At 68.3% G+C, this 16,360-nt stretch carries 12 protein-coding genes; 6 read left to right on the top strand and 6 right to left on the bottom strand.

Annotated features, from left to right (window positions below; translation table 11 throughout):
* Positions 1–95 precede the first annotated feature (95 nt).
* Genes map through C1704_RS09060 form a run of 3 tightly spaced genes read left to right on the top strand, consistent with a single transcriptional unit; the run spans position 96 to position 4,102 of the window.
* Positions 96–905, top strand: coding sequence for a type I methionyl aminopeptidase (gene map / locus C1704_RS09070; protein ID WP_104302399.1), 810 nt, complete (start codon positions 96–98; stop codon positions 903–905).
* A gap of 13 nt (positions 906–918) precedes the next feature.
* Complete coding sequence (locus tag C1704_RS09065; protein WP_104302398.1) at positions 919–3,549, top strand: [protein-PII] uridylyltransferase; 2,631 nt, start codon at positions 919–921, stop codon at positions 3,547–3,549.
* Positions 3,533–4,102, top strand: coding sequence for a mechanosensitive ion channel family protein (locus C1704_RS09060; RefSeq protein WP_104302397.1), 570 nt, complete (start codon positions 3,533–3,535; stop codon positions 4,100–4,102). Before C1704_RS09065 ends, C1704_RS09060 begins: the two co-directional genes overlap by 17 nt.
* A gap of 7 nt (positions 4,103–4,109) precedes the next feature.
* Here C1704_RS09060 and rocD read toward each other — a convergent pair whose 3' ends face one another.
* The gene (gene rocD, locus C1704_RS09055; protein WP_104302396.1) at positions 4,110–5,363 is read right to left on the bottom strand and encodes an ornithine--oxo-acid transaminase; all 1,254 of its coding nucleotides are present in this window, start codon (positions 5,361–5,363) and stop codon (positions 4,110–4,112) included.
* Between the two features lie 132 nt (positions 5,364–5,495).
* On the opposite strand from rocD, the gene C1704_RS09050 reads away from it, so the two are divergent.
* The gene (locus tag C1704_RS09050) at positions 5,496–5,963 is read left to right on the top strand and encodes an Lrp/AsnC family transcriptional regulator (RefSeq protein WP_104302395.1); all 468 of its coding nucleotides are present in this window, start codon (positions 5,496–5,498) and stop codon (positions 5,961–5,963) included.
* 6 nt (positions 5,964–5,969) lie between these two features.
* On the opposite strand, the gene def is transcribed toward C1704_RS09050, so the two are convergent.
* Entirely contained in the window at positions 5,970–6,506 is a 537-nt protein-coding gene (gene def, locus C1704_RS09045) for a peptide deformylase (protein WP_104302394.1), read from the bottom strand.
* A gap of 1 nt (position 6,507) precedes the next feature.
* A complete protein-coding gene (gene ligA, locus C1704_RS09040) occupies positions 6,508–8,595 on the bottom strand; it encodes an NAD-dependent DNA ligase LigA (RefSeq protein ID WP_104302393.1) in 2,088 nt (695 codons plus the stop codon).
* A 79-nt stretch (positions 8,596–8,674) separates the two neighbouring features.
* On the opposite strand from ligA, the gene gorA reads away from it, so the two are divergent.
* A complete protein-coding gene (gene gorA, locus C1704_RS09035) occupies positions 8,675–10,057 on the top strand; it encodes a glutathione-disulfide reductase (protein ID WP_104302392.1) in 1,383 nt (460 codons plus the stop codon).
* Here gorA and C1704_RS09030 read toward each other — a convergent pair.
* The gene (locus C1704_RS09030; RefSeq protein ID WP_104302391.1) at positions 10,050–11,102 is read right to left on the bottom strand and encodes a cell division protein ZipA C-terminal FtsZ-binding domain-containing protein; all 1,053 of its coding nucleotides are present in this window, start codon (positions 11,100–11,102) and stop codon (positions 10,050–10,052) included. The two genes, gorA and C1704_RS09030, sit on opposite strands and share 8 nt — an antisense overlap.
* Before the next feature lie 5 nt (positions 11,103–11,107).
* Positions 11,108–14,623 (bottom strand): chromosome segregation protein SMC, encoded by a 3,516-nt coding sequence (smc, locus tag C1704_RS09025; protein ID WP_104302390.1) that lies wholly within the window; start codon positions 14,621–14,623, stop codon positions 11,108–11,110.
* A gap of 217 nt (positions 14,624–14,840) precedes the next feature.
* On the opposite strand from smc, the gene queF reads away from it, so the two are divergent.
* On the top strand, positions 14,841–15,272 hold the full coding sequence (gene queF, locus C1704_RS09020) for a preQ(1) synthase (protein WP_104302484.1): 432 nt from the start codon (positions 14,841–14,843) through the stop codon (positions 15,270–15,272).
* Between the two features lie 8 nt (positions 15,273–15,280).
* Here the strand turns inward: queF and C1704_RS09015 are convergent, their stop codons facing one another.
* Positions 15,281–16,312 (bottom strand): alkane 1-monooxygenase, encoded by a 1,032-nt coding sequence (locus C1704_RS09015; protein WP_170064661.1) that lies wholly within the window; start codon positions 16,310–16,312, stop codon positions 15,281–15,283.
* Positions 16,313–16,360: the final 48 nt, after the last annotated feature.

Here is a 16,360-nt window from a genome sequence, read left to right as displayed (position 1 = left end):
GCGGCCCGCCCGGCACCGCCAGCGGCGATTCCGGACGGAAAGCAGGGATTTTACCGGCGCGCCCCCGGCTGCGACGGGCCTGAGATAATCCGCACATGAGCATCACGATCAAGACGCCCGAAGACATCGAAGGCATGCGGGTGGCCGGACGACTGGCCTCTGAAGTGCTGGACTTTCTCACGCCGCACGTCAAGCCTGGCGTCACGACGGCCCACCTGGACAAGATTGCACTGGACTACATCGAGAACGTCCAGGGTGCCACCTCGGCCACCGTGGGTTACCAGCCACCGGGCTACCCGCCCTTCCCTTCGTCAATCTGCACCTCGATCAACCACCAGGTCTGTCACGGCATTCCCAACGACCGGCCGCTGAAGAACGGGGACATCGTGAACATCGACGTCACCGTCATCAAGGACGGCTGGCACGGCGATACCAGCCGCATGTTCATCGTGGGAGAAGGGTCGATCGCCGCCAGGCGCCTGTGCCAGATCACCTACGAGGCCATGTGGCGCGGCATCGCCAAGGTGAAGCCTGGCGCCCGGCTGGGCGACATCGGCCATGCGATCCAGACTTTCGTCGAGAACGCGGGCTATTCGGTGGTGCGCGAGTTCTGCGGCCACGGCATCGGCCGTAAGTTCCACGAAGAGCCCCAGGTGCTGCACTATGGACGCCCGGGGACGCTGGACGAGCTGGTGCCGGGCATGGTGTTCACCATCGAGCCCATGGTGAATGCCGGCCGACGCGAGATCAAGGAAATGCCCGACGGCTGGACCATCGTGACGCGCGACCGTTCGCTGTCGGCGCAGTGGGAGCACACCGTGGCCGTCACCGACACCGGCTACGAGATCCTCACGCTGTCGGCAGGCTACCCGCCCCTGCCCGAGTTCGCCCGAGCCGCCACCTGACCGGAGCCCCAGCATGGCCGTTGCGAGCACCGCGCCTGGGGCGCCCGGGGTCCTGGACAGCCCGGCCAGCGTGGCTGATCTGCGCACGCGGTTTCGCCAGGGCAAACAGGCACTGCTGGAGACCTTCCGCACGGGCCGACCCACCACCGCTGCGGCCACCCGCCTGGTCAGGGACCTGTGCCGCCACGTGGACCAGACCCTCCAGGGGCTGTGGACCCATGCCTATCTGCCCCAGGGGGCCGCGCTGGTCGCTGTGGGTGGTTACGGTCGCGGCGAGCTTTACCCCTACTCCGACGTGGACGTGCTGGTGCTCCTGCCGGACGACCCCGCCGGTGCAGCCCACGACCACGCCGCATGGAAATCCAGCATCGAGGGTTTCATCACTGCCTGCTGGGACATCGGCCTGGAGATCGGCTCCAGCGTGCGCAGCGTCCAGGAGTGCCTGGATGAATCTGCCCGCGACGTGACCGTGCAGACTGCTCTGCTGGAATCGCGCCTGCTGTGCGGGTCGCGCAGCCTCTTCCAGCAGTTCCGCAAGGCCTTCGATGCTCAGATGGACGCGCGCGCCTTCCTGCGCGCCAAGACGCTGGAGATGCGCCAGCGCCACCAGAAGTTCGAAGAGACCCCCTACTCGCTCGAGCCCAACTGCAAGGAAAGCCCGGGCGGACTGCGCGATTTGCAGGTGGTGATGTGGGTGGCCCGCGCCGCCGGCCTGGGCAAGACCTGGGCGGCGCTGGCGTCCAGCGGGCTGATGACGCCCTTCGAGCTGAAGCAGGTGCAGCGCAATGAGGCCCTGCTGCGACTGATCCGCGCCCGGCTGCACGTGGTGGCCGGGCGGCGCGAGGACCGGCTGGTGTTCGACCTGCAGACCGCCGTGGCCGAAAGCTTCGGCTACCAGGCCACCAAGGCCCGACGGGCTTCCGAAGCCCTGATGCACCGCTACTACTGGGCCGCCAAGGCGGTCGCGCAGCTGAACCTCATCCTGATGCTCAACGTCGAGGAGCGCATCCAGGGCTCGCACGACGCGCCCATGCGCCCCATCGACGAGCAATTCCTCGACCGCGGCGGCATGCTCGAGGTGGCCAGCGACGACCTCTACGAGCGCGACCGCCACGCCATCCTGCGCACCTTCCTGGTCTACCAGCAGTCGCCAGGCATCAAGGGCCTGTCGGCGCGCACGCTACGCGCTTTGTACAACGCGCGCGAGCTGATGGATGCCGAGTTCCGCCGCGACCCGGTCAACCGCGCGACCTTCCTGCAGATCCTGCAGCAGCCGCTGGGGCAGACCCATGTGCTGCGGCTGATGAACCAGACCTCGGTGCTGGGTCGCTACCTGTGGGTATTCCGGCGCATCGTCGGACGCATGCAGCACGACCTGTTCCATGTGTACACCGTGGACCAGCACATCCTGATGGTGTTGCGCAACGTGCGGCGCTTCTTCATCCCCGAACACGCGCACGAGTACCCGTTCTGCTCGCAGCTGGCCTCGCAGTTCGACCGGCCCTACGTGCTCTATGTGGCCGCCCTCTTTCACGACGTGGCCAAAGGGCGGGGCGGCGATCACTCCGACCTGGGCGCCGTCGAGGCTCGGCGGTTCTGCCGGGACCATGACATCCCCAAGGAGGACGCGCGGCTCATCGAATTTCTGGTGCAGCACCACCTGACGATGTCGCGCGTGGCACAAAAGGAAGACCTGAGCGATCCGGACGTCATCACCAGCTTTGCACAACTGGTGCAGACCGAGCGCCAGCTCACCGCGCTGTACCTGCTCACGGTGGCCGACATCCGCGGCACCAGCCCCAAGGTGTGGAACGCCTGGAAGGGCAAGCTGCTCGAAGACCTCTACCGCCTGACGCTGCGCACCCTGGGCGGTGCCCGGCCCAACCTGGCCACCGAGATCGAGGCCCGCAAGCAGGAAGCCTTGCAGATGCTGGCGCTGTATTCCATGCTGCCCGGCGTGCAGGAGCCGCTGTGGCAGACGCTGGAGCTGAGCTACTTCGCCCGCCATGAAGCCGCGGACATCGCCTGGCATGCCCGCTCGCTATGGCGTCACGTGGATGCAGGCTACCCCGTGGTGAAGGCCCGGCTGTCGGCCGCCGGCGAGGGTCTGCAAGTGGTGGTGTATGCCCCGGACCAGGACGACCTGTTCGCCCGCATCTGCGGCTACTTCGACACCGCGGGCTTCAACATCCTGGACGCGCGCATCCACACCACGCGAACCGGCTATGCGCTGGACACCTTCCAGGTGATTGCGCCCAACCTCGATCTGCACCACCGCGACCTGATCTCGCTGGTGGAGAACCAGCTCCATCAGGCTTTGACGCGCGGCGGGCCGCTGCCTGAACCCAGCCGGGGCCGTCTGTCGCGGCGGGTGAAGTCCTTCCCGGTGCAACCCCGCGTGCTGCTGCGCCCGGATGAGCGCGCCCAGCGCTGGCTGCTCACCGTGTCGGCCAGCGACCGCTCGGGCCTGCTTTACTCCATCGCCCGGGTGCTGGCCAAGTACCGCATCAACCTGCAGCTGGCCAAGGTGAGCACTCTCGGAGAACGGGTGGAAGACACCTTCCTCATCGACGGACCGGCGCTGCAGCAGTCCAAAGTGCAACTGTCCATGGAATCCGATCTGCTCGATGCGCTGGCTGGCTGACTTGAAATCCCGATTGCCCGAATGGATGCTGGAATGGCTGGACGTGATCGTCCCGGCCACCCAGGTTCTGATCATCCTGGTGCTTGCCTACCTGCTGCGTGCTGCCTTGCGGCTGGTGGTCAAGCGCATCTGCCGGCACTACCAGCTGCCCGCCGAAGTCCACATGGGCGCGCGGCGCATCCTGGGCTTCCTGGTCTACGCAGCGGCCTTGCTCCTCATCCTTGAACGCCTGGGCGTTTCGGGCAGCGTGCTCTGGTCGGCCTTCACCGGCTTCGCCGCCGTGGCGGCCGTGGCCTTCTTCGCCGCCTGGAGCGTGCTGTCCAACATCTTCTGCACCATCCTCATCTTCACCACCCGCCTCTTTCGCCTGCACGATCACATCGAGGTGCTGGAAAGCGGCGACAAGCCCGGCCTGAAGGGCATGGTGGTGGACATCAACGCGGTTTACACCACACTGCAGGAAGACGGTGGCACCACGCTGCAGGTGCCCAACAGCATGTTCTTCCAGCGCGTGGTGCGCCGCGGCCACCCCATCGGCAGCCTCGACGGCTGAGACGGCTTCAGGCGGCTTTGCGCCCGGGGCGGCGCTGCCCGGCCTCCACCGCCGCCAGGGCCCGCCCAAACGCCTGAACGGCTTCGTCGATCTGGCCCGCGCTCACCGTCAGGGGGGGCGCAAAGCGCACCACGGTGTCGTGGGTGTCCTTGCTGAGCACACCCTCGTGCAGGAGAGCCTCGCAGACGGTGCGAGCATGGGCGAAGGCCGGGTCGATCTCCACCCCCACCAGCAGGCCACGTCCGCGCACCTGCTGCAGCGCCGGGTGGCGCAGAGCCCGCAAGCCGCTCATCAGACGCTCCCCAAGGTGCAGGGCGCGCTCGCACAAGCCCTCGCGCTCGAGCAGCTCCAGCGCCGCCAGCCCCACTGCAGCACCGAGCGGGTTGCCGCCGAAGGTGCTCCCGTGGTCGCCGGGGCGGAACACCCCCATCACCTCCTCCCGGGCGCAGAAGGCCGACACCGGCAACAGACCTCCGCCCAGGGCCTTGCCCAGGGTCAGGCCGTCGGGCACCACACCTTCGTGCTGGCAGGCGAGCACGCGCCCGGTGCGCCCCAGCCCGGTCTGCACCTCGTCGCAGATCAGCAGCACGTTGTGGCGGGTGCACAGCTCACGGGCCGCACGCAGGTAGCCGGGCGGCGGTACGACGATCCCAGCCTCGCCCTGGATGGGTTCCACCAGAAAGGCCACGGTCTCGGGCGTGAGGGCCCTTTCGAGCGCCGCGATGTCGCCATAGGGGACCGACACGAAACCCGGCGCGAAGGGGCCGAAGCCATCACGGTACTGGGCTTCACTGGAGAAACCCACGATGGTGGTGGTGCGGCCCGCGAAGTTGCCTTCGGCCACGACGATGCGCGCCTGCCCCTCGGGCACGCCCTTGATCTTGTAGCCCCACTTGCGTGCGGCCTTGAGGGCCGTTTCCACGGCTTCGGCCCCGGTGTTCATCGGCAGCGCCCGCTCCATGCCGGTGTCGCGGCACAGGCGCGCCAGGAAAGGCCCGAGGCGATCCGTGTGGAAAGCCCGCGAGGTGACGGCCAGGCGGCCCGCCTGCTCGGTCAGGACCTGCACCAGGGTCGGGTGGCTGTGGCCGAAACTCACAGCCGAATAGGCCGACATCATGTCCAGATAACGACGGCCCTGATCGTCCCACAGGAACACACCTTCACCGCGCACCAGGGTGACAGGCAGCGGGTGGTAGTTGCGCGCGCCGTGGCGCTGCTCCAGATCGCGTGCGGAGGAGGTCGGTGAGGCGGTGGGGACCATGGCAACTCCAGAGTCGGGGGTTGGACCTCTTCACTCTAGGTCGATCCACACGAAAGAGGATTTCCACTTGTTGTGCCAATCAAGATCATTACGCAATAATGTTTCATGAACAGCCGAAGTGCATCCCCATCAATGCCTCTTTCTCTCGATGTCATCGATCGTCGCCTGCTGGACGTGCTCCAGGCCGAAGGCCGCATCAGCAACGTGGACCTGGCCGAGCGGGTGCATCTGTCGGCCCCGCAATGCCTGCGCCGGGTGCGCGCGCTGGAGGAGCGTGGTGTCATCCGCGGCTATGCTGCGCAGGTGGACCGCGAGGCGCTCGGCCAGGCCGTGATGGCCTTCGTGGGCCTGAGCATCGACCGCGAGCAGTTCACCCGCGTGCGCGAGCTGGAGAAGGTCTTCCAGGACTTCCCCGAGGTGATCGAGTGCCACTCGGTCTCGGGCGACCACGACTACCTGCTCAAGGTGGTGGCGCCTGATCTCAGGACGCTGTCGCAGTTCCTCACCGACCGACTGATGCAGGTGCCAGGCGTGGACAACGTGCGCTCGACCATCTGCCTGGAAGAAATCAAGCCGCCTTCGGCAATCCCGGTGAGCTGAGCGTCTTCAGTCGTCCGCGCCAGCGTCCAGGCCGGGGAAGAGAACCGAGGTGAAACCGAAGCGCGTGAAGTCGCGCACCCGCATCGGGTAGAGCTTGCCGATCAGGTGGTCGCATTCATGCTGCACCACCCGGGCGTGGAACCCTTCGGCTTCGCGCTCGATGCGCTGGCCCTGCACGTCGAAGCCGCTGTAGCGGATGTGTGCGAAACGCGGCACCACGCCGCGCAGGCCGGGCACCGAGAGGCAGCCTTCCCAGCCTTCTTCTTCCTCGTCACCCAGTGGCTCGATCTGCGGGTTGACCAGCACCGTCTCTGGCACGGACGGTGCCTCGGGGTAACGCTCGTTGCGGGCAAAGCCGAAGATCACCACGGCCAGGTCCACCCCGATCTGGGGGGCCGCCAACCCGGCGCCGTTGGCCGCACGCATGGTGTCGAAGAGGTCTCGCACCAGGGCATGCAGGGCGGGCGTGTCGAACTCGCGCACGGGCCTGGCCACGCGCAGCAGACGAGGGTCCCCCATCTTCAGGATCTCGCGCACCGCCATCTCACACCTCTCCTTGCGCCAGCAGCGCCTTCAGGCCGGCCTCGTCCAGCACCGGCACGCCCAGTTCCTCGGCTTTGGCCAGCTTGCTGCCGGCCTCGGCGCCCGCCACCACGTAGTGGGTCTTCTTGCTCACCGACCCCGCCACCTTGCCACCCGCCGCCTCGATCATCTCCTTGGCCTCGTCGCGGCTGAGCGTGGGCAGCGTGCCGGTCAGCACCAGGGTCTTGCCCAGCAGCGGCCGCGGCGCATCGCTGGCCGTGCCCTCGCCTTCGGGCCAGTGCACACCCGCGGCACGCAGCTGCTCGACCACCTCACGGTTGTGGGGCTGGTCGAAGAAGGTGCGAATGCTCTGCGCCACCACCGGGCCGACGTCGTTGACCTCCAGCAATTCCTCCACCCGGGCATCCATGATGCGGTCGAGGCTGCCGAAATGGCGCGCCAGGTCCTTGGCCGTGGCCTCACCCACGTGGCGGATGCCCAGGCCGAAGAGAAAACGCGGGAGGGTGGTCTGCTTGGATTTCTCCAGCGCTTCCACCAGGTTCTGGGCACTCTTGTCAGCCATGCGGTCCAGAGCGGCGAGCTTGGCCACGCCCAGCTTGTAAAGATCGGGCAGCGTGCGGATCAGGCCCCCGTCCACGAGCTGCTCCACCAGCTTATCGCCCAGACCCTCGATGTCCATGGCGCGGCGCTGGGCAAAATGCAACAGCGCCTGTTTGCGCTGAGCCGCGCAATACAGGCCGCCGCTGCAGCGCCAGTCCGCTTCGCCGTCCTCACGGGTGATGGCGCTGCCGCACACGGGGCAAGCCCCTCGAAGGCGCTGGTACAGGTCGAAAGGCTCGCCGGCGTCGGCGGGGCGGCGGTCGGCCACCACGGCCACCACCTCGGGAATGACGTCGCCGGCGCGGCGCACGATCACCGTGTCGCCGATGCGCACGTCCTTGCGGCGGGTCTCGTCCTCGTTGTGCAGCGTGGCGTTGGTCACCGTCACGCCGCCCACGAAGACCGGCGCAAGCTTGGCCACCGGCGTGAGCTTGCCGGTGCGGCCCACCTGAATGTCGATGTCGAGCACCTTGGTCATCTGCTCCTGTGCCGGGTACTTGTGCGCAACCGCCCAGCGCGGCTCACGCGTCACGAAGCCCAGCTGCTTCTGCAGGTCGAGCCGGTTGACCTTGTAAACCACGCCGTCGATGTCGAAGGGCAGCTGGTCGCGCCGCTCGCCGATGCGCCGGTGGAAGTCGATCAGACCCTCAGCCCCCAGCACCACCGCCCGCTCATGGCTGACGGGCAGGCCGAAAGCCTCGAGCGCGTCGAGTACACCTGCCTGCGTGGGGGGCTGATCCGGCCAGCCCACCACCTCGCCCCAGCCGTAGGCGAAGAAGCTCAAGGGGCGTTTCGCCGCGATGCCCGGGTCGAGCTGGCGCACGGCGCCGGCCGCGGCATTGCGCGGGTTCACGAAGGTCTTGTCGCCGAGTTCGCGCTGGCGCTCGTTGAGGCGGTCGAAGGCATCGCGGCGCATGTAGACCTCGCCGCGCACTTCCAGCACCTCGGGCGCGGCGCCGTTCAGTCGCAGCGGGATCTGGTTGATGGTGCGGATGTTCTGGGTCACGTCCTCACCCACCTCACCATCGCCACGGGTGGCCGCCTGCACCAGCACACCGCGCTCGTAGCGCAGGTTGATGGCCAGGCCGTCGAACTTCAGCTCGGCCTGGTATTCAATGGGAGGGTCAGCCTCGGTGAGCCTGAGTTCGCGCCGCACGCGGGCGTCGAAGTTCGCTGCGCCCGTCGGCTCGGTGTCGGTTTCCGTACGGATGGACAGCATGGGCACCGCATGCCGCACCGGCTGAAAGCCGTCGAGCACCTTGCCCAGCACGCGCTGGGTAGGAGAATCCGGCGTCAGCAGTTCCGGGTGGGTGGCCTCCAGGGCCTGCAGCTCCTGGAAGAGCCGGTCATATTCCGCGTCCGGGATCTCGGGGTCGTCCAGCACGTAGTAGCGGTGCGCATGGTGGTGCAGCTGCGCGCGCAACCACGCAGCGCGAGAAGCTGGATCCTGGGCTTGGGACGGTGCGTCGAACAGAGATGGCTGGCTCATGGAGCGGCATTGTCGTGCAGGCCGCACACCCTTGCCACGGTCGCGCTAAGCTCAACACGTCTCCTTCTGAAAGCCTGTCATGTCCGACCGTTTCGACTTCGACCTTCTCACCCTGGGTGCCGGCTCGGGGGGGGTGGCGGCCTCACGCCGGGCCGCGGCACACGGTGCCAAGGTGGGCATCGTGGAAGCCTCCCGGGTGGGCGGCACCTGTGTGATCCGTGGCTGCGTGCCCAAGAAGCTGCTCATGTACGCAGGCCAGTACGGCGACGCGCTGCGAGAAGCCGTTGAGTACGGCTGGGTGTTGCCCGAGGGCGACCTGCCCCGTTTCGACATGGGCCGCTGGGCCCAGCGCAAGGCCGCCGAGATCGACCGCCTGGAAGGTGTGTATCGCCAGTTGCTCGCCAACTCCGGGGTGACGCTCTTCGAAGGCCGGGCCCGTGTGCTGGGCCCGCACACCGTCCAGGTGGGAGATCGGACATTGCGGGCGCGACATCTGCTGATTGCCACCGGCGCAGCACCCGTGCGTGACAGCGTCGAAGGCATCGCCGCCTGCCCGACCTCGGACGACCTGCTCGACCTGAAGGCCCTGCCTGCGGATGCCACTGTGCTTGGCGCCGGCTACATCGCGCTCGAGTTCGCCAGCATGCTGGCCCGCCTGGGCGTGGCGGTGCGACTGGTTTACCGGGCGGATCTGCCCTTGCGCGGCTTCGACGACGACGTACGCCGCCGCCTGGCCGCAGCCCTGGACCAGACCGGTATCGAGCTGGTGTCGGGCCAGGGAGTGAAGGCCGTGCGTGGAGGGCCGGGCCGTTGGGAGGTGGTGCTGGCCGACGGCCGCCGCCTACAAGCCAGCTTCGTGCTCAACGCGACGGGGCGGCGCCCCAACACCGCGGGCCTGGGGTTGGACACCCTCGGGATCGCGCTGGGCGACAACGCTGCCGTGCCAGTGAACGAGCAGCTTCAGACCGTGGCCGAAGGTGTCCACGCCATCGGCGACGTGACCGATCGGCTCAACCTGACGCCGGTGGCCATTGCCCAGGGTCGGGCCCTGGCCGATGCACTGTTCGGCCCCGCGCACCGCATGCCTGACCTGCGTCAGGTTGCGACCGCCGTGTTCACCTTGCCACCGGTGGGCACGATCGGCCTCACCGAAGACGAGATGCAGCAGCGCCGCGAGCCTTACCGGGTCTTCGAGGCCGATTTCCGTCCGATGCGCCAGGCCTTCTTCGGCGGCACCGAACGCTGCTACATGAAGCTGCTGGTCGATGACACCACCGACCGGGTGATGGGCCTGCACATGCTGGGTGCCGATGCGCCGGAGATCGTGCAGAGCCTGGCCGTGGCGCTGACGTGCGGGGCCACCAAGGCGCAGTTCGACCAGACGCTGGCGGTGCATCCCACCGCCGCCGAGGAGTTCGTGCTGATGCGCGAACCCGCGCGCGTGGTGCGATCCTTCAGCTGAACAGGCGTCGCGCCGCCGCCGAGCCTGCCGGCAGGCCTCGGGCTTCCAGCGTCGCGTAGAGCTGCTCCAGCTCGCGGCCGATGGCCTCGAAACCCTGCTGGCTGAGCGGCTGGCCGGCATCGTCCACCACCGCGGCATCCATGCCCAGGGCCAGAGCCTGCGCGCTGGCCTGCCAGGCCTGGAACGGCGCATCGCCGGGGGCCGTCTGTGGCACATCGAAGGCCAGACTCACGTCGCGCACAGCCGCCAGGTTGGGGTCGTCGGCGAAGGCGGCCTGGGGGTCGAACTGCAGCGTGAGCATGGCTGGCGCCCCCTCCTGGCTGCCGGGCAGCACCAGTCGGCCCGGCACAGCGCCCGAGACGAAGCCGTGGCGTGCCGCGTGCTGCTGGATGTAGGCCACCGACCAGGCGGCCCCGCGCGCCACCAGGCGGCAGGCCAGCTGGGCGTCGTGCTGGCTGGCGAACTGGTCGAGTTCCCGGGCGCGGGAGACCACGTCGAGCATGTCGGGGAAATCGGCCGTGGCGCCGATGGCATCGGCGAAGGCCTGGACCTTCTGCACGAACTCGGAGTATTCGATCTCGTTCAGCGCACCGGTGCGGTTGGCCAGTTGCACCCCCGCCTGGAACTCGCGGTAGGTCTGGCCGGCGTGGGGCGCCTCCCATTCCCCACTGGCGTCGTTCAGGCCCTCGATGAAAAAGGGCTTGCTGCCGGCCCGCCGGGTGGCCGGCAGGTGAGCCATCACGCTCTCGCCCGTGTAGCGCAACTCCACGCTCAGCGGCACGAGGGCATCGATCAGGGAGTCGAGCCGGGGCCCGGCGCTGCGGCGCGGCGCAGGCACCATCGAGGGTTCCATCGGGTCGGGGGCCGGCGCTTCGAAGTCGTCCAGGCGCAGCACCGGCTCCTCAAAGCGCGCCGGCACAGGTTCGGCCGACCGCGGCGCGGCACGGCGCACGCCCGAGCGCCTCGCCTGCCAGGCCCCATGGGCCACCACGGCGATGATGACCATCGCCCCCAGGACCAGCAAGGCGAGCTGCAGGCTGCCCATGGTCGTCAGGCCGCCTCGGCCATGCCCACGGCCGCTTCCATGTCCACGGCCACGATGCGCGAGACGCCCTGCTCCTGCATGGTCACGCCGATCAGCTGCTCGGCCATCTCCATCGCGATCTTGTTGTGCGAGATGAAGAGGAACTGCGTCTCCTTGGACATGGCGGTCACGAGCTTGGCATAGCGTTCGGTGTTGGCATCATCCAGCGGTGCATCCACCTCGTCCAGCAGGCAGAATGGCGCCGGGTTGAGCTGGAAGATCGCGAACACCAGGGCGATGGCGGTGAGCGCCTTCTCGCCGCCCGACAGCAGATGAATGGTGCTGTTCTTCTTGCCCGGCGGCTGGGCCATCACCTGCACGCCGGCATCCAGGATCTCGTCGCCCGTCATCACCAGCCTGGCATTGCCACCGCCGAACAGGCTGGGGAACATCTTGCCGAAGTGCTCGTTGACGAAGTCGAAGGTCTTCTTCAGCAACTCGCGGGTTTCCAGGTCGATCTTGTGGATCGCGTCTTCCAGCGTGTTGATGGCATCCGTGAGGTCGGCGTTCTGGGCGTCGAGGAAGGTCTTGCGTTCGCGCGCGGCCGTGAGCTCGTCCAGCGCCGCCAGGTTGACCGCCCCCAGGGCGTTGATCTCGCGATTGATGCGGTCGATCTCGCTTTGCAAGCCATGCAGCTTGACGCCGCCCTCCTCGATCGAGCGTGCCAGCGCCTCCAGGTCCACCTCGGCCTGGGTGAGCTGCTCCAGGAACTGGGCGCCGCCCAGCGAGGCCGCCTGCTCTTCGAGCTGCAGCTTGGTGATGCGCTCACGCAGCGGGTCCAGGCTGCGCTCGAACTCCAGGCGCTGTTCGTCGGCCCGGCGCAGGCGCATCGACAGATCGTCGTATTCGCTGCGCTTGGCCGCCAGGGCCACCTCACGCTCCAGCTTGAGCGCCAGCGCTTCCTGCAGGCCGGCCTGGGCGGCCGCGTCATTGAAGCTGTCGAGTTCGGCCTGCAGCTGCTCGGCGGAGCGCTCATTGGCCTGGATCTGCTGCAGCGCGGTTTCGATGGCACGCTGCAGCTCACCGCGCCGAGATGCCAGCGCGCGGGCCGAGAACTGCGACTCCTGGGCTTCGCGCTCAAGCGAACGCAACTGCTCACGCGCCTGGTTGAGTCGGCGCTCGGCCTCGATCACACCCTCTTCGAGTTCGGCATGGCGCTCCTGCTCGTTCGCCAGGGCCATGTCGAGCTCTTCGAAGCGGGCCTCGCCGGTGGCACGGCGCTCGGCCAGGTCTTCGAGCTGGGCGTCGATCTCGGCCAGCTCAGCCTCGATCTGGCCGCGTCGGGTGCTCGTCTGCTCGGCCTGCTGGCTCAGGCGCAGCCATTCCACCTGGAGCTGGTGGGCCCGCGCCTGCGATTCGGCCGCCTCGCGGCGGGCCGTGGCCAAGCGTTGCGAGGCATCGGTGTAGGCCGCCTCGGCACGCACCAGGGCCGAGCGTGACTCGTCGGCGATGAGCGCCTGGGCACGCACCTGGCGCTCCAGATTCGCGATCTCCTGGGCGCGGGCCAGCATGCCCGCCTGCTCGGAGTCGGGCGCATAGAAGGCCACCGCAAACTGCGACACCGCGTGGCCCTCGCGGGTCATGATGACTTCGCCGTGGGTGAGCTTGTCGCGCTGGGCCAGGGCCTCGTCCAGCGAGGCCGCGGTGTAGACGCCCTCCAGCCAGTCGTTCAGCAAGGCCTTGAGCCCGGCATCGTTCAGGCGCAGCAGGTCGGACAGGCGCGGCAGCGTGTGGTGGGTGTTGCTGATGGCCGCCGACGGCAGCGTGTAGAAGGCCAGCTTGGCGGGCGGTGCGTCGCTCGCGAACGCACGCACCGTTTCGACCCGGCCCACCTCCAGCGCGTTCAGGCGCTCGCGCAGTGCAGATTCCAGCGCGGTTTCCCAGCCAGCCTCGATGTGGACCCGGGTCCACAGGCCCTGCAGGCCGTCCAGCCCGTGCTTGGCCAGCCAGGGCTTGAGCTTGCCCTCGGTCTGCACCTTCTCCTGCAGCGCACGCAGGGCCTCCAGGCGGGCGCTCAGGTCGGCCTGGCGCGCCGACTCGCTGTTCACCTGCTCCTGTCGGGTGCGGCGCTCCTCGTCCAGACGCGGCACCAGTTCGGTCAGCTCGTGCAGGCGCTCGTCGGCCACCGCCTGGTCCTGCGCAGCCTGCTCATGCTGGCGTTGCAGTTCGGCCAGCCGCGCCTCGTCCGGCGCGGCCAGACCCTTGGCCTCGCTCGCCAGGCGCTCGCGCCGCCCGTTGAGCTGGCGGCTTTGTTCATCGAGGTTGCGCGACTCGGCCGCCAGCAGCTGGATCTGCTGCTGCACGCCGGCCACCGAAGTGCGCTGTTCATTGGCGCGGTTGGCCGCCGCGCGCACCGCGTCCTCGAAGCCCGGCAGATTGGCCGACTGCTCCTCGGCCTGGGCCGCCAGGATCTCGGCCTGCTCCTCGGCCATCGCGATCTGCTCGGCAATGGTCTCCAGTTCGCTCTCGGCCTGGGCGCGGCGCTCAGCCCATTGGTCGCTCTGCGCCTTCAGTTCCACGAGGCGCTGCTCGACCCGCTGGCGGCCTTCGACCACGTAGCGGATGCGCTCTTCGAGGCGGCTCACCTCGAGGCTGGCCTCGGCCAGCGAGCCCTGGGCCGCATGCAGTTCGTCGCTGGCGGCATAGTGAGCCTGTCGGATGGTTTCAAGCTCGGCCTCGACGTGGCGCAGCTCGGCCAGCCGGCCCTCCAGCGCGTTCGTGGCCTCCAGCACCTCGCGGTGCACCCGCTCCTGCTCGCTGGAGGCGTCGCGGTGCTTCAGGAACCACAGCTGGTGCAGCTTGAGCGTGCCCTGCTCCTGCAGCCCCCGGTAGCGCGAGGCCACCTCGGCCTGCTGCTCCAGGCGCTCGAGGTTGTTGCCCAGTTCGCGCAGGATGTCCTCCACGCGCGTGAGGTTCTCGCGCGTGTCCTTCAGGCGGTTCTCGGTCTCGCGGCGGCGCTCCTTGTATTTGGACACGCCCGCGGCTTCCTCGAGGAACATGCGCAGTTCCTCGGGGCGCGACTCGATGATGCGGCTGATGGTGCCCTGGCCGATGATCGCGTAGGCGCGCGGGCCCAGGCCGGTGCCCAGGAACACGTCCTGCACGTCACGCCGGCGCACCGGCTGGCCGTTGATGAAGTAGCTGGAGGTGCCATCGCGCGTGAGCACACGCCGCACGGCGATCTCGGTGAACTGGTTCCACTGGCCGCCGGCGCGGGCGTCCTCGTTGCTGAAGATCAGCTCGACGCTGGCGCGGCTGGCCGGCTTGCGGTTGCCCGAGCCGTTGAAGATCACATCCTGCATGGACTCGCCACGCAGTTCGGAGGCCTTGGACTCCCCCAGCACCCAGCGCACCGCGTCCATGATGTTGGACTTGCCGCAGCCATTGGGGCCGACCACGCCCACGAGCTGCCCGGGCAGCTGGAAATGCGTGGGCTCGGCGAAGGACTTGAAGCCAGACAGCTTGATCGAATTCAGGCGCATGGGCTGGACGGCGTCACGGCCTTGGGTGCCATCCGAGGGCACCCGAAGCTAAGTGATTGATTTGTTTTGAAAAACAGGCGTTTCCACCGGCTTTCGAGGAGCGCGGATGATACCATCCGCCCCTCGCCGCTCCTGCCTGCGGCAACCCCCTGTTTCCACTGTCGCTCACACCATGGCCAAACGCTCCGCCTCCACCCCGGCACCCCAGCAGCGCGAGATGCCGCCCAACCCGCCCTCGGCCCCCTCCAAGGAACTGCACGTCTTCCCCAACCCGAGCCCGAAGCGCGACTACGTCATCCAGTTCCAGATCCCCGAGTTCACCTGCCACTGCCCGCTCACCGGTCAACCCGACTTCGCGCACTTCACCATCGACTGCATCGCCGACAAGCTGTGCATCGAACTCAAGAGCCTGAAGATGTACATGTGGAGCTACCGCAACGAGGGTGCCTTCCACGAAAAGGTGACCAACGACATCCTCGACGACATCGTCAAGGCCATCGATCCGCGTTTCCTGCGCATCACGGCCAAGTGGTACGTGCGCGGCGGCATCTACACCAACGTGGTGGTCGAGCACCGCAAGAAGGGCTGGAAGCCCCAGCCCCGCATCGAGTTGCCACAGCACCCGGCCGAGAACGGCCTGCTGGGCTGAGCACCCGCTCAGGCTGGCGCCGGCTGCCACCGCGCCAGGCGGGGATGCATCACGCGAAACCACAGCGGCGGCACCATGGCCAGGTAGATGCAGCTCGCGTAGCCACCCGGCAGTTGCGGCCCCGGCAGAGGCTCCAGGCTGGCATAGGGCTTCCAGGCGTGCATGTGGTGGTCGGAGTGCCGCTGCAGGTTGGCCAGCAGGCAGTTGCTGACCCAATGGTCGGCATTCCAGGCATGCGCCACGCCAAACCGCTCCGGTCGCCCGTCCACCTCCTGCCGCCGCAGGCCGTAGTGCTCGATGTAGTTCACGGTTTCCAGCAGCCACACCGCATGGGCGGCCTGCACGAGCCAGAAGAGCAGTCCCTGCCAGCCGGCCGCCATGGCCGCCCCGACCAGCAGGCTGCCCTGCGCCACCATGGCCCACACCAGCGGGCTGCGCATCCAGCCCTGCCGATGCTGCGCAAGGCGCCGCGCTTCCAGCGCCCACGCGCTGCGCCAGCTGCCGGCCAGGGTGCGCGGCAGGAAGCGCCAGAGCGATTCCCCGGCCCGCGCACTCGCCGGGTCGGCCCACGTCGCCGCCCGCACGTGGTGGCCGCGGTAGTGCTCGACCATGAAGTGCGCATAGCCCACGCTGACCATCAGCCCCCAGGCCAGGGCACGGTCCAGGCGCGAGCGCGCATGCCCCAGCTCGTGCGCAAAGGTGATGCCCTGCGACCCCGTGGTCATGCCCACGGCCAGGCCGAGGGCGACCACCGCCGCCGCACTGGACTGCTCTCGGGCCACCAGCAGCCCCAGCACCAGCAGGCCCGCCTGCCACAGCACGTGCAGGCGCAGGCAGGCCGAGAACCACGGATGCGGCTCACGCGCCGGTGGGGAGTGGCGCCAAGCCGGCACCGCCCACTCCAGCACCGCAACGAGGCCGAGCACCGCCAGCGCCACCGCCCAGGCGGCCCAGGGCGAGTGCAGCGCCGCCGCGCCGATGCCCCAGGGCATGGCCCAGGCCAAGGCAAAGCGCAGATCCCGCCCTTGCAGTGTGTCCATGCATTCACTATCGGAGTGCCGATGCGTGGCGTCAAGCAGGGATAATCA

It is taken from the genome of Caldimonas caldifontis, from assembly GCF_002930615.1.
GTDB lineage: Bacteria > Pseudomonadota > Gammaproteobacteria > Burkholderiales > Burkholderiaceae_C > Caldimonas > Caldimonas caldifontis.
Note: the sequence above shows the minus strand (reverse complement) of the source record. Positions and strands in the feature narration are given on the sequence as shown.